This is a genomic window from Permianibacter aggregans, assembly GCF_009756665.1.
Taxonomy (GTDB): Bacteria; Pseudomonadota; Gammaproteobacteria; order Enterobacterales; family Permianibacteraceae; genus Permianibacter; species Permianibacter aggregans.
Genome location: NZ_CP037953.1, coordinates 2,898,560 through 2,918,149, shown reverse-complemented (window position 1 = coordinate 2,918,149; position 19,590 = coordinate 2,898,560). Strand labels below are relative to the sequence as shown.

The following is a 19,590-nucleotide window of genomic DNA, read 5'->3' as shown; positions in this document are numbered from 1 at the left end:
TCGTCTCAGCATGAAACCGCCGGCCAGTCTTTCCCGAGACGTTCACTGATGAAAAACCGCCATTTCCAAGCGCTGTTGTTGGCGCTCACATTCACCTGTCCGACGCTTTTTGCTGATGGCAGCACCAGCTCGAATCGCGAAGCCGATTTGGCCATTGCTCGCGATGAATTCGTGCTGAAAAGTCTGTCGTTTTCTGATGACAACCGGCAAAAGGCACTGAAGTTTCTCGACGACTTGCAGCCGCAACTGAATCGCTTGAGCAACGAAGCCTATTTGTTGGCGATGCTGAAAACCGCCGCGTTTGCCGGCAATGGTCACGATATGCTGATCACCGGCAAGGGTTGGCACCCAAGCCAGCAATTGCCGCTGCGTTTGCTGTGGCTGCGGGACGGCGTGTTGGTCACCCGCGCAGCGCCCGCCCATGCCGACTTGCTTGGCGCAGTCGTGGAGAGCATTGATGGCCACGAGCCAGAAACCATTGCCCGCGATTTACAAAATTACCGAGGCGGGCCGCTGGCGATGGTGCGCTGGGATATCACCTGGCTGATCGAACAAGCCGGCATGCTGCATGCGATGGGTTTGGCGAAAGCGCCGGACCGTTTACAGTTTCGACTACGTAAAGCCGATGGCAGTCTGATTGAGCGAAGCGTTTTATTCGTGCCGAAATCCGCGATTCCCGATGGCATGCGCCCACACCGTCAGTATTCGATGCAGCCAAATGCCTCCGAACAGCAAAAAGGCTGGCAGACGATGCGCGTACCGACCGCAGAGCCCTGGTATTTGCAGCAAGCAGAGCTGCCGTATCGTCTGAGCACCGACGACCAACTCAATGCACTGCTGCTGCAACTGCGCCTGCATTTCGATACCGATGGTCATTCGCTATCGGAGTTTATTGAGCAAGCGATTGCCGCCATCGAGAAAAACTCAGCGCGCCATTTGATCGTCGATTTGCGTTTTGATCTTGGCGGAAATGTTGACCTGACCCAGCCGCTACGCCCGGTAATCGCCAAGCATCCGTTCGAGCGCATCGTCGTGCTGACCGGCCCGCATACGCTTTCGGCCGGCATCATCATGGCCGCTGAACTGAAACAGCTTGGTCGCGAGCGCGTGACGATTATCGGCGACGAGGTCGGCGATACCCTGCGCTTCTGGTCCGAGGGTCAGCAAGTCTGCCTGCCGCATAGCCAGTACTGCTTCATTCGCTCTACCGGCGTCTGGGATTTACAGCACGGCTGCGCCGGCGAGCCGGCCTGCTACGGCGACCGTTTCGACGTGCGTGTCGAGTCGCTGAAGCCAGACATTTATGCACCACTGACCGTGGCGGCACTGCGCAGCGGCCGCGACCCGGCAATGGAGGCGGCTGCTGAACTATTGAACAGCCGTTAACTCCCCCTCCTGCTAAGGAGGGGTTTGGAGGAGGTCAATCCGCAAACATCACTCTTCCCCCAGCAACCACCCCCTACCCCCCTCCTTGAAAAGGAGGGGGAACAAAATCTTTCGGTCGAGACCGGCTTGCTACCAGCGAATCAGATGGGTGGGTCGTTCCCCCTCTTCATTGAGGAGGGGGTTAGGGGGTGGTCCTGCTCGAACCCGCCTCATCCCTTTAAAGGCGCAAACCGTCACACAATCCGCTTTGCCCCCTGTGCTAACGTCGGGCCTGATCTGTTTAACCAGACATCTGATTGAACCAGGCGCCCGACGACAGGCTTCGGGCCATCGATAGCTTAAGGGCGGTATCGCTATGCCTTACATCCAACATCAATTCAACGGCGCCACCGTCAGCCATTACGAGCTGGGTGAGCAATTAACAATTGGCCGTGCCGCCGATAACCATATTCTGATCGACGATGCCACGGTCAGTGGCCATCACGCCGTCATTGAGAAAACCGAGGCCGGCATTCAGATACGCGATCTCGGCAGCACCAATGGCATTCGTGTCAACGGCGAAAAAGCTTCCAGTGCGCTCATCAATGAAAACGATGTGATCATCATCGGCACCCACACGCTCTGCCTGATTGAACACATTTCCGACGAGCTGCAAAAAACCTTGAAGATCAAAAAGAGCTGGATACCCGGCCTGTATTACACTGCCCGCTAAATCCCGTCGTTGTTGAATCATATGCGTGCATTGTGGCAACGCCTGCTGCCGCTGCTGGACCTGCGAATGCTGGTCTGGGTCGGTGGTATGTGGCTGATTTTATTTACTCCTTCCTCCGGCAGCCTGCGCCAGTTTGATCGCGCACTGTTTTCCGTTGGCGCGCAACTGATGCCGGCGCCCATCACGCCCGACGCCATCGAAGTGTTAGCGCTGACGCAACCGGAATTGCAGCAACTGATGCAAGACCCCGTTGCCCACGCCGACACCACCGCCCTGCTCTACAGCTTGTTGAACAGCAAGGCGCAAATCGCCTTTATCACGCCGCTGCTGCCACGCACGGAAGCATTCAGCGCCGAACAATTGCTGCGCGATGCTGGTGAACAGTCGCTGGTGTATCAAGCCTTTCAATCACGCGAAGCGTTGCGCCAAAAATTTGCGCAGTGGTTACATTCGCCTTCTGTGCGCGTGGCCAGCAACACGCTAACGCCGCGCCTTGGCAGCGAACAGCGCGTGTTAGTGGAGCCCAATGGCGAACGCGATTTCAACGCGCTGCTCGGTCGCAAAATCGGCAAGTATTCGGCGCCAACGCAATACGTGCAAAGCATTCCCTCGAATAACCGCTTGGCGATTTGGCCGGCAAGCCTGCCCGGCGCCAGCCACGACAGCATCAAGCAACCGCTGCTCTGGCATCACGATGAACAGTGGTATCCGAGCCTCGATCTCGCCATGCTGCAACCGAGCGACAACGGCAGCCATTTGAACTGGCAAGCACCAAACTTTCTGCAACGGTTACCTGATGGCCAGGTGTATCCCATCAATGCCGATGGCAGCATTTATCCGTTGCTGCAGCCCGATGCCGCCTACACACCGAACATCGTGCAACACGATATGCGCAGTTTTGTTCGTAGCGGTGGTGTAACACCTTATTTGTTTATCGGCCTCGCCGATGATCCGGCTTTGTTGCAACTGGCCGGCAACGTTCAGAGTTTGCAAAGCGGCTATTACTACCATTCGCCGTGGTGGTTCCCGGCGCTGGAAAAAGCCGTGCTGCTGCTGGTGTTGCTGTACACGCTTCTTTTGGTGCCGCGTGTGCATCCTGGCGTTTCCTTGTTGATTGGCGCGATGTTGCTCGGTTTGATTGTGGTCGGCCAATTCGGCACGCAACTGACCCAAGCGCAATGGCTGCCGCTCGGTTTGACCATGCAGTTTCTGCTGTTCAGTTCGGCGATCATGTTGCTTTGGCGTCAGCAACAAAAACCGATTACCCTTTTGCGCGAACAGCATCTGCAGATGGCGCTGCAATGGAGCAATCATCTGGTGCAACAAGGCCAGCTCGATCAAGCGCTGCAAGCACTCAATGCCTGCCCGCCGAGTAAACCGGTGCTTGAACTGATGTATGAAATTGGCGGTCAGCACGAACGCAAACGTCGCCCAGCCGCCGCCGTTGAAGTCTACAAAGCGCTGCTGCAACGCAAGCCGCGTTATAAAGATGTCGCCAAACGCATCGCCCAGCTCGAACAGAAGCAAACGACACAAATCGTCGAGCCCACCTCGCTGGCGCTGACCAAAACCATGGTGCTCGACGATCAGCACGGGCGCCCGCAGTTCGGCCGCTACCAAATCGAAAGCGAACTCGGCCGTGGCGCCATGGGCGTGGTGTATTTGGGTTTCGACCCGCACATCGCCCGCAAAGTCGCGATCAAAACGCTCGATTACGCGCAGTACGATGCCAGCGAACGCGAAGCGGTGAAAGCGCGCTTCTTCCGTGAAGCCGAAGCCGCCGGCAAACTGCGCCACCCAAACATCGTCAGTGTTTACGATGTCGGTGAAGATCACGACCTGGCATTTATCGCGATGGACTACATCACCGGCCAACCGCTCAGCGATTTTGTCGGCAAATCGAACCTGCTGCCGGTCAGTGAAGTGTTCGCGATTGTGGCTGACGTCGCCGATGCACTGCATTACGCCCACGAACAGCAAGTCGTGCATCGCGATATCAAACCCGGCAACATCATGTATGACCGCGCACAGAAAAAAGTGACGGTTACCGACTTTGGTATCGCCCGCATCGTCAGCGAGCAGCGCACGCAAACCGGTGAAATCGTCGGTAGTCCGCTGTACATGTCGCCAGAACAAATCGTCGGCAAGAAAGTCAGCAAACCCACCGACATTTTCAGCCTCGGCGTCACGCTTTATCAGTTACTGAGCGGCGAGCTGCCGTTCCAAGGCGAGAACATCGCCGTGCTGAGCCACCAAATCATGAACGGCAAACACAAGCCCATTCGTGATGCACGTTCCGGTTTGCCGAGCGCCGCCAGTCGTATCATCAACAAAGCGCTGCAGAAAGACCCGTACGAGCGTTACCAGAATGCCGCCGAAATGGCCAAGGCGTTGCGTAATGCGATTTAATTAACCCTCGCCCCTTGTGGGAGAGGGTGGTGCGAAGCACCGGGAGAGGGGAATAAAAAATCACGTGTCATACCCGCGTAGGCGGGTATGACAAGGTAAAACGAGATGACTTGGTTCAACTTGCTTTTCAGATCCACCACTTAATGAGGTAACACCATGGCAACCCTGGTCCAACTGGTCGATGACGTCGTCGCCAACAAATTCGAAATCCGGGAAGGCTCGCTGACCATCGGCCGCCATCCGAATTGCAACATCCAAATCCAGGATTCCGCGGTCAGCGGCAACCACGCCAAACTCGAAGCCAAACGCAACGAGCACTTCCCGCAATTCCTCGAATACTTCCTGTCCGATCTCGACAGCACCAACGGCACTTACATCAACGAGAAGAAATTAACCAAGCGTGAGCGCCTGCGCCATAACGACGTCGTCCGCATCGCCTGGAACACGTTCAAGTTCATCGACGACAAAGAAGCCGAACTGGAAAGAACCACGCACATCATTCCATCGAACTAAGCAGAACTTTCGCCTCCCTCCCCCCTCGTGGGGGAGGCCTGGGGAGAGGGGGTATTACACGCAAACTTTAGCGCGCCCCGTCATTACTTAGCTGTTGCGGCTTTATTCTGCGAGCGACTTCCGAGCACTCAGCCACAACCATCCCATCACTGAAAGTAAGCACTTACGCGAACAAGGACTTCATCGCCGCTTCCCATAGAACCTCCACTGTCTACAGCCTGATGCCTCAAGGATTACTGGTTGACGCTTCCCTCCGCTGCCGATAGTTTGTCTCCGTACATCTTTCATCGGCCGCAATCCCGCAACGAAAAAAATCAGTCTGCGTTTAAACCTATTCACGTCCATCCGCGTCGATCAACGCTTGAGCGCTAAAATCATGCCGCCCGGTGCCATAAGGAGAACGCACAATGAGAAAAATCCTTTATTGCTTGAGCATTCTGGCTGCGCTGCCCGCTCTGGCCTACTCATCCAACTCCAACATCGAAGCACCCAACAATACGGCGCATCAAGCCGCATCACGTATAGAAAACAACCTGCTGCCGGTTCAGTACTTGCGTGGCCATGTCATCAGCAAATCCATTCCGCAGGTGATGCTGGAAGAAAATATTCCCGGCGTCAGCATCGCATTTGTCGATAACGGCAAAATCGCCTGGACCAAGACCTATGGCTATGCGCAACTGGTTACTGCTGAAAACGTAACGCCTGACACCGTGTTCGCCGGCGCTTCGTTGAGCAAGCCGATAGCGGCAATGGCGGCATTGAAATTGGTGGATCAGAATGTATTGAGCCTGGATCAAGACGTTAATCGCTACTTGAAAGACTGGCAGCTGCCTGCAAATGAATTCACCCAACAACAAAAGGTGACCTTGCGACATTTGATTGGCCATACCTCCGGTGTCGGCAATCATTTATGGTCATCTTATGATGTTGGTGCAGAGGTTCCGACATTGGAACAGATGCTCGCCGGCAAACCGCCTTCGGTTGATCCGGCCGTGTCGATGATTGCCGCGCCGGGCGAGCGACAGAAATACTCCAATCCCGGTTATACGATTATCCAAAAGTTGATCACCGATACGACCGATCAGCGTTTTGATGCCGCGATAAACAAGCTGGTTTTCACTCCTGCCGGCATGAACAACAGCTCATTTACCCAACCCATTCCTGAATCACTGAAAAAGCGCATGGCAACCGGTTACAGCAAGGAGCTGCAAGCCTACCCCTACAAACTGTTTCCGTTTGGTGCTGCAGGCGGCATCTGGACCACACCCAGCGACCTGGCCCGTTTTGCGGCGGCAGTGATCAACGATTACCAGTACGGCAGCAAAACACTGATTTCAAAGCCCCTCGCTGACCAGGTATTCGCCAGAAACCAAAGCCGTCTCAGCTTCACGAAAAAGCTCGGTGAGAAAAACGATGAACTGATTTTCGATCACTGGGGCAGCAACGCTGGCTTTACCAGCTACCTGGTGGGCTCACTCGGCGATCAACAAGCGCTGGTAATCATGACCAACAGCGACAACGGTTTTGGTCTGATGGCATCCATCGCCAGAGCCGTTGCCGATGAATACGACTGGCCAGTGCTGAAACCGCAGGTTTTCAGTGCAATTGAAGTGCCAGCGGAAAAGCTGCGTCGCTATGTCGGGGAGTTTGATAACGGTAACGGCGGTGACCTGACGACATTCGCGGTAGAGGGAGATCGGCTGCTGCTCACTTCAAGCACTCAGACTACCACGCCTGAACTGGTTGCCATTGGCGAACACAAGTTCATTCATCCTGCCGAATACACTACCTACGAATTTCTCGCCGCCAAAGATGGCAGCATCAAATGGCTGCGGGTGACACGCGACAGCGGCTATAACTTTGATCTATCCAAACGGCAATAACATGCAAAACGCCATCGGCAAATTGGTGCTATGGGTTTGTCTGATTTGCCTTACTTCCGCTTGCCAAACAACAAGCCATACCAATGACTCTTTCAGCGAACTGGAAGCGCACATTACAAAAGAAATGAAGGCCCGCAACGTTCCGGGTGTTTCATTGGCAATTATCCGTGACGGCAAAATCGTTTATCGGAAGGCGTTTGGCGTGCAAAACGTGGAAACCGGAAAAAAGCTGACTACCAAAACCGTATTCGAAGCCGCCTCCCTTTCCAAACCGGTTTTCGCTTACTTTGTCATGCAGCAAGTGCAGCAGAGCGTGTTGGATCTCGACCGCCCTGTGTACGAATACTTGCCGAACGAGCATCTTGTCGATGACCCACGCCATAAACTGATCACCGCACGGATGCTGTTGACTCACACATCGGGTCTACCGAACTGGCGCAGCGATACCGGCGGCAAGCTGAAGTTATTGTTCACACCAGGCACCGAGTTCCAGTACTCCGGTGAAGGCTACGAATACCTGCGGCAAATCATTCAACACCTGCTCGCTGTCGATGATGATGGCCTGCAAGCACGGATGCAAAAAGAAGTGGTAGCAAACATCGGTGCGGAGTTTATGCAATACACTTGGGATAACACCCTTCCCGCAAACAAAACCTTCGGCCACAGAAATGGCAAGGCTACCGATAACACCGAACACGACAAAAACTTTGGCGCGGCCTACAGCCTGCACACGACACCAACCGACTACGCCAAGTTTTTGCTCGCGCTGATGCGGCCATCGCCGGAGAACAAAGCCCTGGTTGAAACATTTCTGGCTTTGCAAACGAAAATGCCGCATGAGGCAGGCGAGATGCATCGGAGCCTCGGCTTTCCGGTAAAACGCAGCGAGAAAGGCATTCGCTATTATCATGCCGGCAACAGTGGCGACTTCCGCAGCTATTGTCACTTTTACCCAATAACCGGCGACGGCATTGTCATCTTTGGCAACTCCGACAACCTGTTCTCCTCCAACCTCGCTGAGTACATCGTTGGATACCTCGGCGACCAATGGTTCTACATGTAAATACCGCGAGGTACTTGTAGCTCCCTCCCCCCTGGTGGGGGAGGGCTGGGGAGAGGGGGAAGAATTACGCACAAAACCCACTATCACAATCGAAATCGTTCAAACCAACGCACCCACTCGTTCAGTCGACACAACCACCTTCCGCTTCTGCGACCAAACCATTCCAATCGCCAACACCGAATACACCACCGCCATCCCGACACCAAACTCGCCCGCCCAGAACGCGCTATCGGCATCCTGCACCGTCATCGGTCCATACCAGGCTTGCAGAAAACAATTATGCGACGCATGAAAAATCGCTGCCGGCCACACGCTCGCCGAACGCTCCCGCAAGCAGGTCATGATCACACTCATCGCCAGAATCATCACCGTGAACAGCGACAACTCCAACCAACGATTGCCCTGCCCGTGATACTCACCGAGCAGCAAACCCGGATAGTGATACGCCGCCCAGATCACGCCGACAATCAACGAGGTTTTCAGCGCGCTGTGTTCACTACGCAGCAACGGCGTCAAAAACCCGCGCCAACCAATCTCCTCACCCAACGCCGGCAACAAGCCAAACAAAAACGCCACGGTGCCGGTAATCACAAAGATCAGAATCGGTGACAACTGCGCGCCCAACGCCCGGCTCACTTCCTGCTGCAACGCACCGAAGTTCAGCGTAATCAACCCGGCAGCAGCGAGCCCCACATACAGCACCGTCGCCGCCAGCAACGGCAAGCCGTAACCGGCCAACAGCACCTTTACCGAACCCGGCCGCCAACCAATTTTCCGTAACGGAATACCGCGCAGCAACATCGTCAGCAACGCCGCCACACCCGGCGACCACATCAATAACTGCACCGCCCAATCCGGCGAAAGCCATTGCTGCAACTGCACAATATTGGCCAAAGACCAAAGCGGCAGGAAAATGGTGAGGAAACAAAGGAAGGTATTGCGGCTTCCGTTGGGATTAGATGCTGCCATGCGATACTCCAGACAAGCAGATGAGTTGCCGGGATCAGACGGGATAGGCGAGTAAACGGTTTCAGATTAATTAACAGCCGGATGGGATACGGAACCTCGCAGATAACTGAAGCATTAGATCGCAGCCCCGGATCGAACGCTTGCCAATAGGATGGAATTCATGCTTCCCGTTACGCTACGCTAATCATACCTACGCAAGATAGAGATAGAGAATGCGGTTCAAATCGAAAGACGCTAACACGGCGTCCAGCCCGACCACTGGCCGTTGCTTGCTTTTGTACGGCACCGCGTGCACATTCACCAAAAATTCAATCACCGGCGAGCGACCAGCCTAGCTAGGCGTTAAATGTCTGTCAGGAAACTATGTGATGCTAAATTTCGGAAAATACAAAAAAGAAATTATATCGGCCTTTTTGGGAGCTGCGTTTGCGGGAGTTATCTCGTTGGGAGTTGGTATGTTTAGTCTAACCAAATCCTTTGAGTACACTCAAAACAAGGAAATTCTTTATAGCATTAGAAAGGATGCTGAATTTCTTAAGAGAGTTGAGTCAGAGATAGATGAAAATATAAACAAGTTATTAGAACACGACTTCACGGTGGTAGCGAAGTTTGGCGACCCTATGAACATGATAGACGTAATGGAAAACCCCGCCGCTAAAGACGGCGATAAAATTTCACAAAGCCAGCGCAAAGCAATGGCAATGATGATTGACAGCATTGTACCCATTCTTGAATTTACCGCTCCGAGAGAAACTCTTGTCGTTGAAGCATGGTCCACTGGTTTTCCAGAAGTCAGCAATATAGACTTTGAACTGCTACAGCAAATCAATGAATACTATCGCTCCGTAAGAAGAGTTAACGAGACGGTAGATAGATTCATGAATCTAAGCAAGGGAGCGACTATCACACAAGGATTTTCTGATGTTGTTAAAGCTCATATTTTAAGTCACAACAAGAATCTAGAAGAACTAAGAAAGAAGAGTTTTGTAGAACTAAAAAACAAAATAGTGAAGGAGCAAGAGCGATTATCAATAATGCGGGCTGAACTTATTGAAAAAACAGAGGACATTTAACGCACCCCACTCTGCCTCACTTACATGTGCAGCTCGCGCAGGCACGATTTGCGGAGCGTAATCGTACGAATGTTTATTGACATCAATCCTCACAGCAATGACTGGGCTTAATGGAAGATCAGGGGTCAAGCCTGGAAGATCAGGGGTCAAGCCTTACATTTGACACCGCAGACTCCAGAACAGCAATTCACCAAGAGCGAAAAATTTAGTATGAAAACTCAGTTCTACACCGCCACCAGTCTCGATGGTTTTATCGCCACCGAAGACGACTCACTGGAATGGCTGTTCTCGCTTGGCGAGTTGAGTGAAAGCAGCTACCCGGAATTCATTGCCGACGTAGGCGCACTGGCGATGGGTTCTTCAACTTATGAATGGCTGCTTCGTCATGCCGACAAAGTCATTGAAGAAGTGGGTTCTGCTTGGCCGTACACGCAACCGACTTGGGTATTCAGCACGCGTAAGCTGCCAGCAATTGAAAGCGCCGATATTCGTTTTGTCAGCGGTGATGTGCGCCCGATTCACTACGACATGTGCAAGGCAGCTTCGGGCAAAAATATCTGGATTGTCGGCGGTGGCGATTTGGCCGGGCAGTTTTATGATGCCGGCTTGCTTGATGAACTGATTGTTCAGGTGGGTTCGGTAACACTTGGTAAAGGTAAGCCATTGTTCCCGCGCCGCGCCTTGAGCCCAGCGCTGCGCCTGACCGAAGTGCGGCAGATGGGCGCGAGCATGGTGGAGCTGCGTTATCAGGTGAACAACAGCCGCGTTGAGTGATCACCAGTGACGTAGAATCCCACGGCGATTGCGTTTCTCGGTGTGAACCAGCTGCGCTGATGCTACGTTGCCAATCCAGACAGATAAAAAGTCCAGGACCGTATGAACGACATTCAAGTGCTTACACGTTATAAAGCGTGGGCGGACAATCTTTTCCTTTCAACAGTAGCCACCGTTAGCGACGCCAATCTTACGGCACCGCAACCCATTATTTTCGGTAGCCTGATTCGCACGCTTCATCATGCGTACGCGATGGATTATGTCTGGCAATGCCATCTGCTCGGTAAGCCACATGGGCTGACATCACGCAATCCAGAGCATTGTCCGTCGTTTGATGAGTTGGCGTCGAAACAGCGGCAAATCAATGAATGGTTCGTGGACTATGCCAACTCCGCAACGGAGCAAGCGCTGAATGAAACACAGACATTTGCGTTTATCGGCGGAGGTACGGGCCAAATGGCTCGCCGAGAAATGCTTTTGCATGTGGTGAATCACGCCACGTACCACCGTGGACACGCTGCCGGCATGTTGTACCAAATGGGCGTTTCACCGCCCACGACCGATGTTCCAGTGTTTCTTCGTCAACACGCGACTTCTGGTGAATGACCTGAGGTTTGACAACGTCTTGGTCGATGTTATGGGAAATGGAAACGTTTAGGGTAATTGCGGCAACAAGCGTATTTTGCCTAAGCAGCTATCTCGTCTACGATTTGTTTGCGCAGGGATTCAGCTGGCCAACGCTGATTTTCTGTGTCGCCGGATACCTCGCTGTTCACTATATCTGGCCAAAGAGACATACCGATAACGACGGTTGGTATGATGTGCTCGAAGTGCTGATCGACTTGCCGTATCGTGCGGTGGCCATGGCAATTCGTGGTATCGGTAAATTATTCCGCCATGCCGATGGCGATATTGGAATTGATCTGTAGTTTGAGATAGGCATTACGTTCGATGAATTCTTACCCGCTGGATTCCTTATGCTTCATCATCTTTCTTTCGCCGTAAGCAATTTAACTCGCTCAATGACGTTCTACGATCAAGTGCTCGGCGCATTGGGCTACTCCCAAGTGTGGCAGAAGCTTGATGGTGATAACCCGGCAGTTGGTTATGGTGTGGCCGGTGGTGATGACTTGTTTGCCCTGAAACAAAGCCATGGCAACATCAGCATTCCCGGTGAAGGTTTTCATTTGGCGTTTGCTGCGCCAAATCGCGCCGCCGTCGATCGATTTCATCAACTCGCTTTGCAGAATGGTGGCCGGGATAACGGCGCGCCGGGTTTGAGGCCAAATTATGGCGAACGCTATTACGCGGCTTTTGTGCTCGACCCGGATGGTTATCGGCTAGAAGCCGTGGTGATTGGATGAGCGCCACACATCATGTATTGATTTCGCCCAATCAGACTGCTGCATCAAATCCATAGTAAAACTGCGGTCATTGCGACCGCCCATTAGGCCAACGATTTGCCCTTTCACGGTGAGCATGCGGTATGCTCAGGCAACGCTTATCTGTTTATTCGAGAATGCTTGCGTGACGACCATCGCCGTGGTGTTTCATTCCGCAAAGGGTACAACTGCGAAGCTCGCTGATGCCGTGATTGCTGGCGTGCAGTCCTCGCCAAATGCCACTGCGCTTCGCATGGAAATTGTTGGAGCGGATATTATTGAAGGCCGCTTTCGCAACACGGCGTTCATCGATCAGCTTGATCAGGTCGACGCGATGATTTTCGGCTCACCGACTTTCATGGGCAGCGTATCAGCACAGTTCAAAGCCTTTGCCGATGCCACTGGTGAGAAATGGGGCGAGAAAGCTTGGGCTGATAAATTCGCCGCCGGTTTTACCATCGGCACCAATTTGAGCGGCGACCAGCTCCATACGCTGCAATACTTGCAGATTTTTGCCAATCAACACGGCATGCTGTGGGCAAGCCTCGATATTCCCGGAGGCTGCGACCCGGAGCAGCGCAATCGGCTTGGCGCACAGTCAGGTCTTATCGCTCATACCGACAACGGCGTGCTGCATGAAGTGGATTTGGTCACGGCGCATTACCTCGGCAGACGGGTAGCGGAATTGGCTACGCGTTTCTCAGCACCTAATCCACCGGCAAAATCTGTGGCTTAGTTTCTTAGATTCAGGAAGTGAAATAGTGCAAAACGTAACGCTTGCAGTGATGCTGGCAATTGCCAATCTTGGCTACGCTGCATTTATCTATCTGTCGCTGCAGCCGTGGTTTGTTACCCATGATCCGGGCGGTCTGCAATTGTTGATGCATTTCTTTGTAACGGCGCCGCTGACGATTATCACCAGCGTCTGGCTTTATGTCGCTGCCAAGGCTTCACCCCTTTCGCCAAAAGCCTGGAAGCTGAACCTGGCCGGGTTGTTGGTGCCGCTGATGAGCATGCAAACCGGCGTCACCTATTATCATTTCGACAAGATTGGCCTGGCCGCTGCGCTGTTAATCACCGTCGCGTTGATTGGCTTTTATATGAAGGCGCAAATCCGCCACAGAACCCTGACGCATCAGCGCTAAACCGCCACAGAGCAGGCGACACAGCAGTGAATGCGCCTGCTCAGCAATATCTCAGCGTTTGCTCATGCGTCTCCGCCGCCCTTGCCGCTAAGGTGCGCCACTCACCCCACCACGGAGACTGGCGCATGAACGCCAAGATGAGCGATACCCCTGCAAAACTACCGAACAACGAGCGCCAAGGCGCACCGCGCAACCGATGGAGGCTTCTGATTTGGGGCTTTGCCGGTACGTTATTGCTGATACCGCTGATCGCGATGCAATTCACCGATGAAGTGAACTGGACGGGTTTTGATTTTCTGGTCATGGGTGTGATGCTGTCGGTTGCCTGTGGTTGCTACGAAATTGCCACGCGCATGTCCGGCAACCTATGGTACCGGGTCGGGGCTGGTCTCGGCATTGTCGGCTCGTTTCTGCTGGTCTGGATCAATCTTGCGGTCGGCATCATCGGTTCGGAGAACAATCCGGCCAATCTGATGTATTTCGCCGTGCTGATGTTCGGCGTTATCGGCTCGCTGTTTGCGCGCTTCGAACCGCAAGGGATGTTCAAGACCATGCTGACGATGGCCGTGGCCATGCTGCTGATCGGCGGTGTCGCGATTTTCCTGGACCCGGACAGCTATCCGGTTGGGCTGATGCGGCAAGTGTTCCTGAATGGCTTTTTCGCTGGCGTGTTTGCGATGTCGGCAGGCTTGTTTCGCCTTTCAGTAACAAATAAGTGAACAGGCGTAGACGGAAATCCATGCTCTACGCGGCTTTTCTGGACTCCCGCCTGCGCGGGAGTGACAGGAATTTTTGATGATTTAGCCGATGCATGCCAAATCAGCCCTGCTCTCTTGCATGCACACTTGCCATTGCCTCGACTACCGGCATAATTGCCGTTCACCTTTCGTGCTCCTTGCCGATTTTCGGCGTGAGCAAACGCTGAGATTTCACTGAAACATGGCACAAGGCCACTATCGCTTTGGACAGTTCTCGCTGAACCCTGTCGAGCGACAGCTCAAACATGGCGAACAATCGGTGGAGCTGAATGCCCGCTATTTCGATGCGCTGATGTTGCTGGTGCGTGAGCAAGGCACGCTGGTCTCGAAAGAGCGCTTTCTTGATGAGGTCTGGAACGGCGCGACGGTCAGCGACGAAGCGCTGAGCCAGTGCATCAAAACGCTGCGCCGACAACTTGGCGACAACGCCGCCAAGCCCATTTTCATCGCCACGGTACCGAAACACGGTTATCGCTTTATCGCGCCGGTTGAATGGCAGGAAGAACGTACCGCCAGTGCGCAGACACCAACAACTCGCCTCAAAGAACACTCATCACCCTACTCCTGGCCACAATTTCTGATGCTCGGCGGCGCCGGCATGCTAGGCAGTGGCATCGCTGGCGTGCTTGGCGGTTTGTTTTTTGGCTTTGTCAGCACCGCGCAACCGCTACAGAACGGCATGGGCGCGATCTCGATTCTGCTGGTGATGCTGGCGATCACGACACTGGTGGCGTTGGTTGGTGGCGCTGGCGTCGCGTTCGGTATCGCTGCCGCAGGATTCATTGGCCATCAACGCTGGTGGCAACCGACAGCTGGCGGCGCGCTCGGCGGCATGCTGGTAGGCGCCGTTGGCAAGCTGCTCGGTGTTGATGCATTTCATTTGCTGCTCGGTCAATCGCCCGGCGACATTACCGGCGCCATGGAAGGTACGCTGCTTGGTGCGGCTGTCGGGTTCGGCTACTGGCTTGCGGTACGGGTAAGGCAAAGCAGCTCAGCGCAACGTGCTGTTATGTTTGCTATCAGTATTGGCGGCTTTATTGGCGTATTGATCCCGCTGCTCGGTGGCAGATTGATGGCTGGCAGTCTGGATTTGTTGGCGCGCAGTTTTCCCGATTCACAACTGCAACTGAATCCATTTGGTGCGCTGTTCGGTGAGCAAGGCTTGGGAACCATCAGCCAGATGATCATCGGCGGCGTTGAAGGTGCCTTGTTTGTCGGAGGCATGATTACCGCAATGATGTTGACTGATCGACAGTTTTTGAACAATGAACGGAATGCTGCTGCATGAGTCGGGTGTGGATTTATCCGGCCATGCTCATGATGATCCGTAGCAGACTAGTGCGTTTGTTGCCAGAATGAATGGCCATAAAGCGCTGGCAGATTGGCTGAACAGAACAATCAAAAACAAAATGTAGAAAACTTGGAGAAAGTATGGAATCGAATCAAGCTACTCCGGAATCACTTCGCGAAACCAGCGCACTGAATTGGGGCGCACTTGGGCTAACCGGCATTTGGTTACTCCGAAACGGCTTCTTGTTTTCATTGGTGCTGTATCTTGTGGCGCTCCGTTATTTCTGGCCTGCCGCGATACTGATAAGCTTCCTGTTTTTCTTCAAAGGGTCTGCTTGGTCTTGGGGAAATGGACGTCGGTGGAAAGATATTGAGGAGTTTGCTGACTCGCAGTATTTCTTCAATTTCATTGGAAAAATCTTACTGGGCTTCCAGCTTGCTTTTGCCATCGCTGCTCTTTATTTATGGCTGACTCCAGCACCCACACACTAATGTGTTCATCGAAAACCTGCGCAGCGAAATGATGAGTAGATCGATTTCTACCTTTAACGATAGCTTTCCAAAACGGCCAACCAAGCAAGGTCATCCGGCATCCGCATGATAATGGGATTGATGGTTTGGAACACTTCCTCCAGGTGCTTGGGGATCAATAACCGGCGATCAAACTCATCATGCGGTTTTTCGGAGAGATGAAAAATCTCGCTATTGCGATGGTAACGATTGTAATAATCGAATGTTGAACGGCTGATGATCGCGACATCAATACGCCCGCGCTGCAGCTTATCCAGGTTTTGCAATTCAGAATGGGTATCCTGACGCTCGATTTTACCGAGCGCGACGAGTTCATCAACGCCGTAATAGTAATATCCGAGCGATAAGCCGATCGTTTTGCCAAGCAAACTTTCTGGATTTTTGTATTCGAAGCGTAACGAGGCAGAGGAAATCACTTCATCCCGATCACGCATGATCGGCGCCGTCCATAAATACTTCTCTTCTTTGGCGTCGCGAAACCAGATGGGGTTGACGCCGATGATCAGCGCATCGAAATCGGCACGCTGCAGACGCGATTCAAGGCGCTTACGCGGCATGTATTCGGTATCGAGATAATTCTTGCCGAGCCGACTATTGATGTAGCGCGAAAAATCGTAATACAAGCCACGCTTGCTGCGGCTATCAATGATGAATGGAGGCTTCAGATGATAGCCATAGACTTTGACGGGCAACCTCAACTCGCCTTGCTGTTCGGCAGTTACGTCGGTAGCGGAACTGAGCAACAGCCCGAACCAGACGAGCATCAGGTATCGTCGCCACACCGCCCTCAGCTCCTCTCGTCGGCCTCCTTTCCATGGCGGTAAGTGTAGACGTGAAATCATCGGTAATGCAGGTAGAAGCCATCTCAAAAATGCCTGGAACTCAGCGATCTGCGCGAATAGGAGCGCACATCACTTTCGCCCAGACTATTTTTGAGATGGCTTCCAATAAAAAACGCGCCAGTCGGCGCGTTTTTTATTCTTTGTGATTACGCATCAAACGGATGGCGTTGGACAATCGTTTCAACACGGTCCGGGCCGGTCGAGACGATGTCGATTGGCGCGCCGAGCACTTCTTCGATTTTGGTGATGTAAGCGCGCGCGGTTTTTGGCAGCTCGTCCATTTTCTTAACGCCTACGGTCGATTGCTTCCAACCCGGCATTTCGATGTATTCCGGTTCGATGGTATCGAACTGGTAAGCCGAGGCCGGCGGTGCGGTCAGCTTGCCGTTTTTGCGGCACTTGTAACCAACGCAGATCTTGACCGTTTCCAGACCGTCGAGCACGTCGAGTTTGGTCAGGCACAGACCGGTAATGGAGTTGATTTGCATGGCGCGCTTCAGCGCCACCAGATCGAGCCAGCCGCAGCGGCGCGGACGCCCTGTTGTCGCGCCAAATTCGTGGCCTTTCTGGCGCAGTTCTTCGCCGAGTGCATCGTTCAGCTCGGTCGGGAATGGGCCGCCGCCGACACGGGTGGTGTAGGCCTTGGTGATACCGAGCACGTAGTCGATATAGCGCGGGCCATAGCCGGAACCGGTCGAGGTGCCGCCAGCGGTGGTGTTGCTGGAGGTGACGAACGGGAAGGTGCCGTGGTCGATATCCAGCAGCGTGCCTTGCGCGCCTTCGAACAGGATGCGTTCGCCGCGCTCACGGGCTTCGTGCAGCAGACCGGTGACATCCGTGGCCATTGGCAGCAATTCTTTTGCGTAGCCTTCGCATTCGCGCAACAACTGGTCGCGGTCGATGGTCGGTGCTTTGTAGTAATTAGCCAGCGAGAAGTTGTGGAAATCCAGCACTTCGTCGAGCTTGGCGGCGAAGGTATCCCAGTCGGCCAGATCATCAAGGCGCAGCCCGCGACGCGAGACTTTGTCTTCGTAGGCCGGGCCGATACCGCGACCAGTGGTGCCGATGGCGGATTTACCGCGACGGGTCTCACGGGAGTTATCGAGTGCAACGTGATACGGCAGGATCAGCGGGCAGGCCGAAGAAATTTTCAGGCGCTCGCGGACCGGAATGCCATTGGCCTCCAGCGTGCCCATTTCTTTCAACAGTGCCGCAGGCGACAGCACAACGCCGTTGCCGATGTAGCAATTGACGTCACGCAGGATGCCGGATGGGATCAGGTGCAGTACGGTTTTCTTGCCTTCGATGACCAGGGTGTGGCCGGCGTTATGTCCACCTTGGTAGCGGACGACATGGGAAGCGCGGTCGGTGAGCAGATCAACGATTTTGCCTTTGCCCTCGTCACCCCACTGGGTGCCGAGAACCACGACGGATTGGGCCATGGCTTTGAGAAAACCTCTGTTGCGTACAAGCGAAGGGGCGGATCATACGCTTTTTGCTCATTTTTCGCCGGCTTTTTTCGCTTTGCAGCAGGCTATACAAGCGCCAATTTGTACGGGCGTTGATGAAGAATTAATGACGGGCCCAGTACAGCACAGCCAATCCTATAACCATGCTAATCAGACCCAAGCGGCGCAGCGCTTTGTCCGGCAATTGCACGGCAGTGATCAGCGCGTCGCGAAAGCCTTTCGGGCTTAAAAATGGCAGTAAGCCTTCGAGCACCATGGCCAGCGCCATGCCGGCCATCAGGTCGCTCCATTGGATGTTCATCAGTGGCTCCGGGTTGGTTGCTGGAGGGTAGCCCCTTCTCCCCTACCCCCATTGAGGAGCACCACCCTTGGTGCTCCCCCTTCGGGCAACTTCGTTGTCCAAATGATTTCCCGAATCATTTGTCCCACAAGGGGCGAGGGGAAACAAATTATATCGACGAAAAAAATGGGCCGGTAACGGCCCATTTTTTGACGCAAAAAATCAGCGTCCGTCTTTTTTCTTCATGTATTTGAAGAAATCGCTATCCGGCGCGACGACCATGACGTCTTTGTCGGAATTGAATGAAGCCTTGTAGGCATCAAGCGAACGCAAGAAAGCGTAGAACTCGGCGTTCTGCTTGTAGGTATCGGCGTAGATTTTCGCGGCGGTGGCATCGCCTTCACCGCGAATGCGGCGCGATTCCTGATCGGCCTGGGCCAAAAGAATTTTTACTTCAGCATCGGTTTTCGCCTTGATGATGTTGGCTTCACCTTGACCGGTCGAACGCAGTTCTGTCGCCGTTTTTACCCGCTCAGCGCGCATGTTGGCGTAGACCGACTCGGACACTTCATTCGGCAGATTGATTTGTTTGATGCGAATGTCGAGCACTTCGACGCCCAAATCCTCGGCGTCAACCTGAATCGTGTCACGCAGTTTGAACATCGCTTCCAACCGCGCTTCCGAGACCAGGTCCTTGATGTTGCGCTTACCAAATTCTTCGCGTATCGCGGCATCGACTTTGCGTTCAAGCAATTCCGAAGCGCGACGCACGTCACCGTTGGTCGATAGGTAGAAGTGAGAGAAGTCATCGACTTTCCATTTGACGAAGGAATCAACGATAACGTCTTTTTTCTCCAACGTGACAACGCGATCGGCATCGCCATCGAGGTTTTGGACGCGGGAGTCAATGCGCTTGACGGTGTCGGCAAACGGCATTTTGACGTGCAAGCCTGGTTCATAAACGATCGGCATACCCTGATCGTTACGCTGCACTTCACCGAAGCGCAGCACCAGCGCCCGTTCGCGGGCGTCAACGATGAACAGCGAGCTACCGGCAATAAATGCACCCAGAATTGCGATCAACAAAATCGAGAAGGTTTTGGACTGCATA

The 19,590-nt window shown here is 53.7% G+C and carries 21 protein-coding genes; 16 read left to right on the top strand and 5 right to left on the bottom strand.

Annotated elements, in window-relative coordinates:
• Positions 1-48 precede the first annotated feature (48 nt).
• The 6 genes from E2H98_RS13120 (at position 49) to E2H98_RS13095 (ending at position 7,966) form a co-directional block, all read left to right on the top strand.
• Positions 49-1,386, top strand: coding sequence for a S41 family peptidase (locus tag E2H98_RS13120; protein ID WP_133588779.1), 1,338 nt, complete (start codon positions 49-51; stop codon positions 1,384-1,386).
• Between the two features lie 355 nt (positions 1,387-1,741).
• Positions 1,742-2,098 (top strand): FHA domain-containing protein, encoded by a 357-nt coding sequence (locus tag E2H98_RS13115; RefSeq protein ID WP_133588781.1) that lies wholly within the window; start codon positions 1,742-1,744, stop codon positions 2,096-2,098.
• Between the two features lie 21 nt (positions 2,099-2,119).
• A complete protein-coding gene (locus E2H98_RS13110) occupies positions 2,120-4,507 on the top strand; it encodes a serine/threonine-protein kinase (protein ID WP_133588783.1) in 2,388 nt (795 codons plus the stop codon).
• Between the two features lie 156 nt (positions 4,508-4,663).
• A complete protein-coding gene (locus E2H98_RS13105; RefSeq protein WP_133588785.1) occupies positions 4,664-5,020 on the top strand; it encodes an FHA domain-containing protein in 357 nt (118 codons plus the stop codon).
• 407 nt (positions 5,021-5,427) lie between these two features.
• Positions 5,428-6,903 carry a serine hydrolase domain-containing protein gene (locus tag E2H98_RS13100; protein ID WP_133588787.1) on the top strand — a complete coding sequence of 492 codons (1,476 nt, stop codon included), beginning with the start codon at positions 5,428-5,430 and terminating at the stop codon, positions 6,901-6,903.
• A 1-nt stretch (position 6,904) separates the two neighbouring features.
• Positions 6,905-7,966 (top strand): serine hydrolase domain-containing protein, encoded by a 1,062-nt coding sequence (locus tag E2H98_RS13095; protein WP_198325122.1) that lies wholly within the window; start codon positions 6,905-6,907, stop codon positions 7,964-7,966.
• Positions 7,967-8,065: 99 nt separating this feature from the next.
• Here E2H98_RS13095 and E2H98_RS13090 read toward each other — a convergent pair whose 3' ends face one another.
• Positions 8,066-8,935: a CPBP family intramembrane glutamic endopeptidase gene (locus E2H98_RS13090; protein ID WP_133588789.1), complete on the bottom strand. Its 870-nt coding sequence runs from the start codon at positions 8,933-8,935 to the stop codon at positions 8,066-8,068.
• 368 nt (positions 8,936-9,303) lie between these two features.
• Between E2H98_RS13090 and E2H98_RS13085 the strand changes: the two genes are divergently transcribed.
• From E2H98_RS13085 to E2H98_RS13040, 10 genes are all read left to right on the top strand, one after another.
• Positions 9,304-10,008, top strand: a complete 705-nt coding sequence (locus E2H98_RS13085) for a hypothetical protein (RefSeq protein ID WP_133588791.1) — start codon at positions 9,304-9,306, stop codon at positions 10,006-10,008.
• A gap of 210 nt (positions 10,009-10,218) precedes the next feature.
• Entirely contained in the window at positions 10,219-10,782 is a 564-nt protein-coding gene (locus tag E2H98_RS13080) for a dihydrofolate reductase family protein (RefSeq protein WP_133588793.1), read from the top strand.
• A 102-nt stretch (positions 10,783-10,884) separates the two neighbouring features.
• Positions 10,885-11,388 (top strand): DinB family protein, encoded by a 504-nt coding sequence (locus tag E2H98_RS13075; RefSeq protein WP_133588795.1) that lies wholly within the window; start codon positions 10,885-10,887, stop codon positions 11,386-11,388.
• 26 nt (positions 11,389-11,414) lie between these two features.
• Complete coding sequence (locus E2H98_RS13070) at positions 11,415-11,711, top strand: hypothetical protein (protein WP_133588796.1); 297 nt, start codon at positions 11,415-11,417, stop codon at positions 11,709-11,711.
• Positions 11,712-11,759: 48 nt separating this feature from the next.
• Positions 11,760-12,146 carry a VOC family protein gene (locus tag E2H98_RS13065; RefSeq protein ID WP_133588798.1) on the top strand — a complete coding sequence of 129 codons (387 nt, stop codon included), beginning with the start codon at positions 11,760-11,762 and terminating at the stop codon, positions 12,144-12,146.
• Between the two features lie 163 nt (positions 12,147-12,309).
• The gene (locus tag E2H98_RS13060) at positions 12,310-12,900 is read left to right on the top strand and encodes a flavodoxin family protein (protein WP_133589238.1); all 591 of its coding nucleotides are present in this window, start codon (positions 12,310-12,312) and stop codon (positions 12,898-12,900) included.
• A 25-nt stretch (positions 12,901-12,925) separates the two neighbouring features.
• Positions 12,926-13,309, top strand: a complete 384-nt coding sequence (locus E2H98_RS13055) for a hypothetical protein (protein ID WP_133588800.1) — start codon at positions 12,926-12,928, stop codon at positions 13,307-13,309.
• A 125-nt stretch (positions 13,310-13,434) separates the two neighbouring features.
• Positions 13,435-14,028 (top strand): hypothetical protein, encoded by a 594-nt coding sequence (locus E2H98_RS13050; protein ID WP_198325121.1) that lies wholly within the window; start codon positions 13,435-13,437, stop codon positions 14,026-14,028.
• A 220-nt stretch (positions 14,029-14,248) separates the two neighbouring features.
• Positions 14,249-15,355 (top strand): winged helix-turn-helix domain-containing protein, encoded by a 1,107-nt coding sequence (locus E2H98_RS13045; protein WP_133588801.1) that lies wholly within the window; start codon positions 14,249-14,251, stop codon positions 15,353-15,355.
• A gap of 143 nt (positions 15,356-15,498) precedes the next feature.
• A complete protein-coding gene (locus E2H98_RS13040) occupies positions 15,499-15,849 on the top strand; it encodes a hypothetical protein (RefSeq protein ID WP_133588803.1) in 351 nt (116 codons plus the stop codon).
• A 53-nt stretch (positions 15,850-15,902) separates the two neighbouring features.
• Here the strand turns inward: E2H98_RS13040 and E2H98_RS13035 are convergent, their stop codons facing one another.
• The 4 genes from E2H98_RS13035 to hflC form a co-directional block, all read right to left on the bottom strand.
• A complete protein-coding gene (locus tag E2H98_RS13035) occupies positions 15,903-16,670 on the bottom strand; it encodes a substrate-binding periplasmic protein (protein WP_157591380.1) in 768 nt (255 codons plus the stop codon).
• A 206-nt stretch (positions 16,671-16,876) separates the two neighbouring features.
• Positions 16,877-18,172 carry an adenylosuccinate synthase gene (locus E2H98_RS13030; RefSeq protein ID WP_133588808.1) on the bottom strand — a complete coding sequence of 432 codons (1,296 nt, stop codon included), beginning with the start codon at positions 18,170-18,172 and terminating at the stop codon, positions 16,877-16,879.
• 130 nt (positions 18,173-18,302) lie between these two features.
• Positions 18,303-18,500, bottom strand: coding sequence for a DUF2065 domain-containing protein (locus tag E2H98_RS13025; protein WP_133588810.1), 198 nt, complete (start codon positions 18,498-18,500; stop codon positions 18,303-18,305).
• Between the two features lie 201 nt (positions 18,501-18,701).
• Entirely contained in the window at positions 18,702-19,589 is an 888-nt protein-coding gene (gene hflC, locus E2H98_RS13020; protein ID WP_133588812.1) for a protease modulator HflC, read from the bottom strand.
• Position 19,590 lies beyond the last annotated feature (1 nt).

Coding starts and splice junctions, on each gene's coding strand:
- E2H98_RS13045 (WP_133588801.1), top strand. CDS start 14,249: ATGGCACAAGGCCACTATCGCTTTGGACAGTTCTCGCTGAACCCTGTC.
- E2H98_RS13085 (WP_133588791.1), top strand. CDS start 9,304: ATGCTAAATTTCGGAAAATACAAAAAAGAAATTATATCGGCCTTTTTG.
- E2H98_RS13120 (WP_133588779.1), top strand. CDS start 49: ATGAAAAACCGCCATTTCCAAGCGCTGTTGTTGGCGCTCACATTCACC.
- E2H98_RS13100 (WP_133588787.1), top strand. CDS start 5,428: ATGAGAAAAATCCTTTATTGCTTGAGCATTCTGGCTGCGCTGCCCGCT.
- E2H98_RS13030 (WP_133588808.1), bottom strand. CDS start 18,172: ATGGCCCAATCCGTCGTGGTTCTCGGCACCCAGTGGGGTGACGAGGGC.
- E2H98_RS13065 (WP_133588798.1), top strand. CDS start 11,760: ATGCTTCATCATCTTTCTTTCGCCGTAAGCAATTTAACTCGCTCAATG.
- E2H98_RS13075 (WP_133588795.1), top strand. CDS start 10,885: ATGAACGACATTCAAGTGCTTACACGTTATAAAGCGTGGGCGGACAAT.
- E2H98_RS13080 (WP_133588793.1), top strand. CDS start 10,219: ATGAAAACTCAGTTCTACACCGCCACCAGTCTCGATGGTTTTATCGCC.
- E2H98_RS13115 (WP_133588781.1), top strand. CDS start 1,742: ATGCCTTACATCCAACATCAATTCAACGGCGCCACCGTCAGCCATTAC.
- E2H98_RS13070 (WP_133588796.1), top strand. CDS start 11,415: ATGTTATGGGAAATGGAAACGTTTAGGGTAATTGCGGCAACAAGCGTA.
- hflC (WP_133588812.1), bottom strand. CDS start 19,589: ATGCAGTCCAAAACCTTCTCGATTTTGTTGATCGCAATTCTGGGTGCA.
- E2H98_RS13105 (WP_133588785.1), top strand. CDS start 4,664: ATGGCAACCCTGGTCCAACTGGTCGATGACGTCGTCGCCAACAAATTC.
- E2H98_RS13095 (WP_198325122.1), top strand. CDS start 6,905: ATGCAAAACGCCATCGGCAAATTGGTGCTATGGGTTTGTCTGATTTGC.
- E2H98_RS13110 (WP_133588783.1), top strand. CDS start 2,120: ATGCGTGCATTGTGGCAACGCCTGCTGCCGCTGCTGGACCTGCGAATG.
- E2H98_RS13025 (WP_133588810.1), bottom strand. CDS start 18,500: ATGAACATCCAATGGAGCGACCTGATGGCCGGCATGGCGCTGGCCATG.
- E2H98_RS13040 (WP_133588803.1), top strand. CDS start 15,499: ATGGAATCGAATCAAGCTACTCCGGAATCACTTCGCGAAACCAGCGCA.
- E2H98_RS13090 (WP_133588789.1), bottom strand. CDS start 8,935: ATGGCAGCATCTAATCCCAACGGAAGCCGCAATACCTTCCTTTGTTTC.
- E2H98_RS13050 (WP_198325121.1), top strand. CDS start 13,435: ATGAACGCCAAGATGAGCGATACCCCTGCAAAACTACCGAACAACGAG.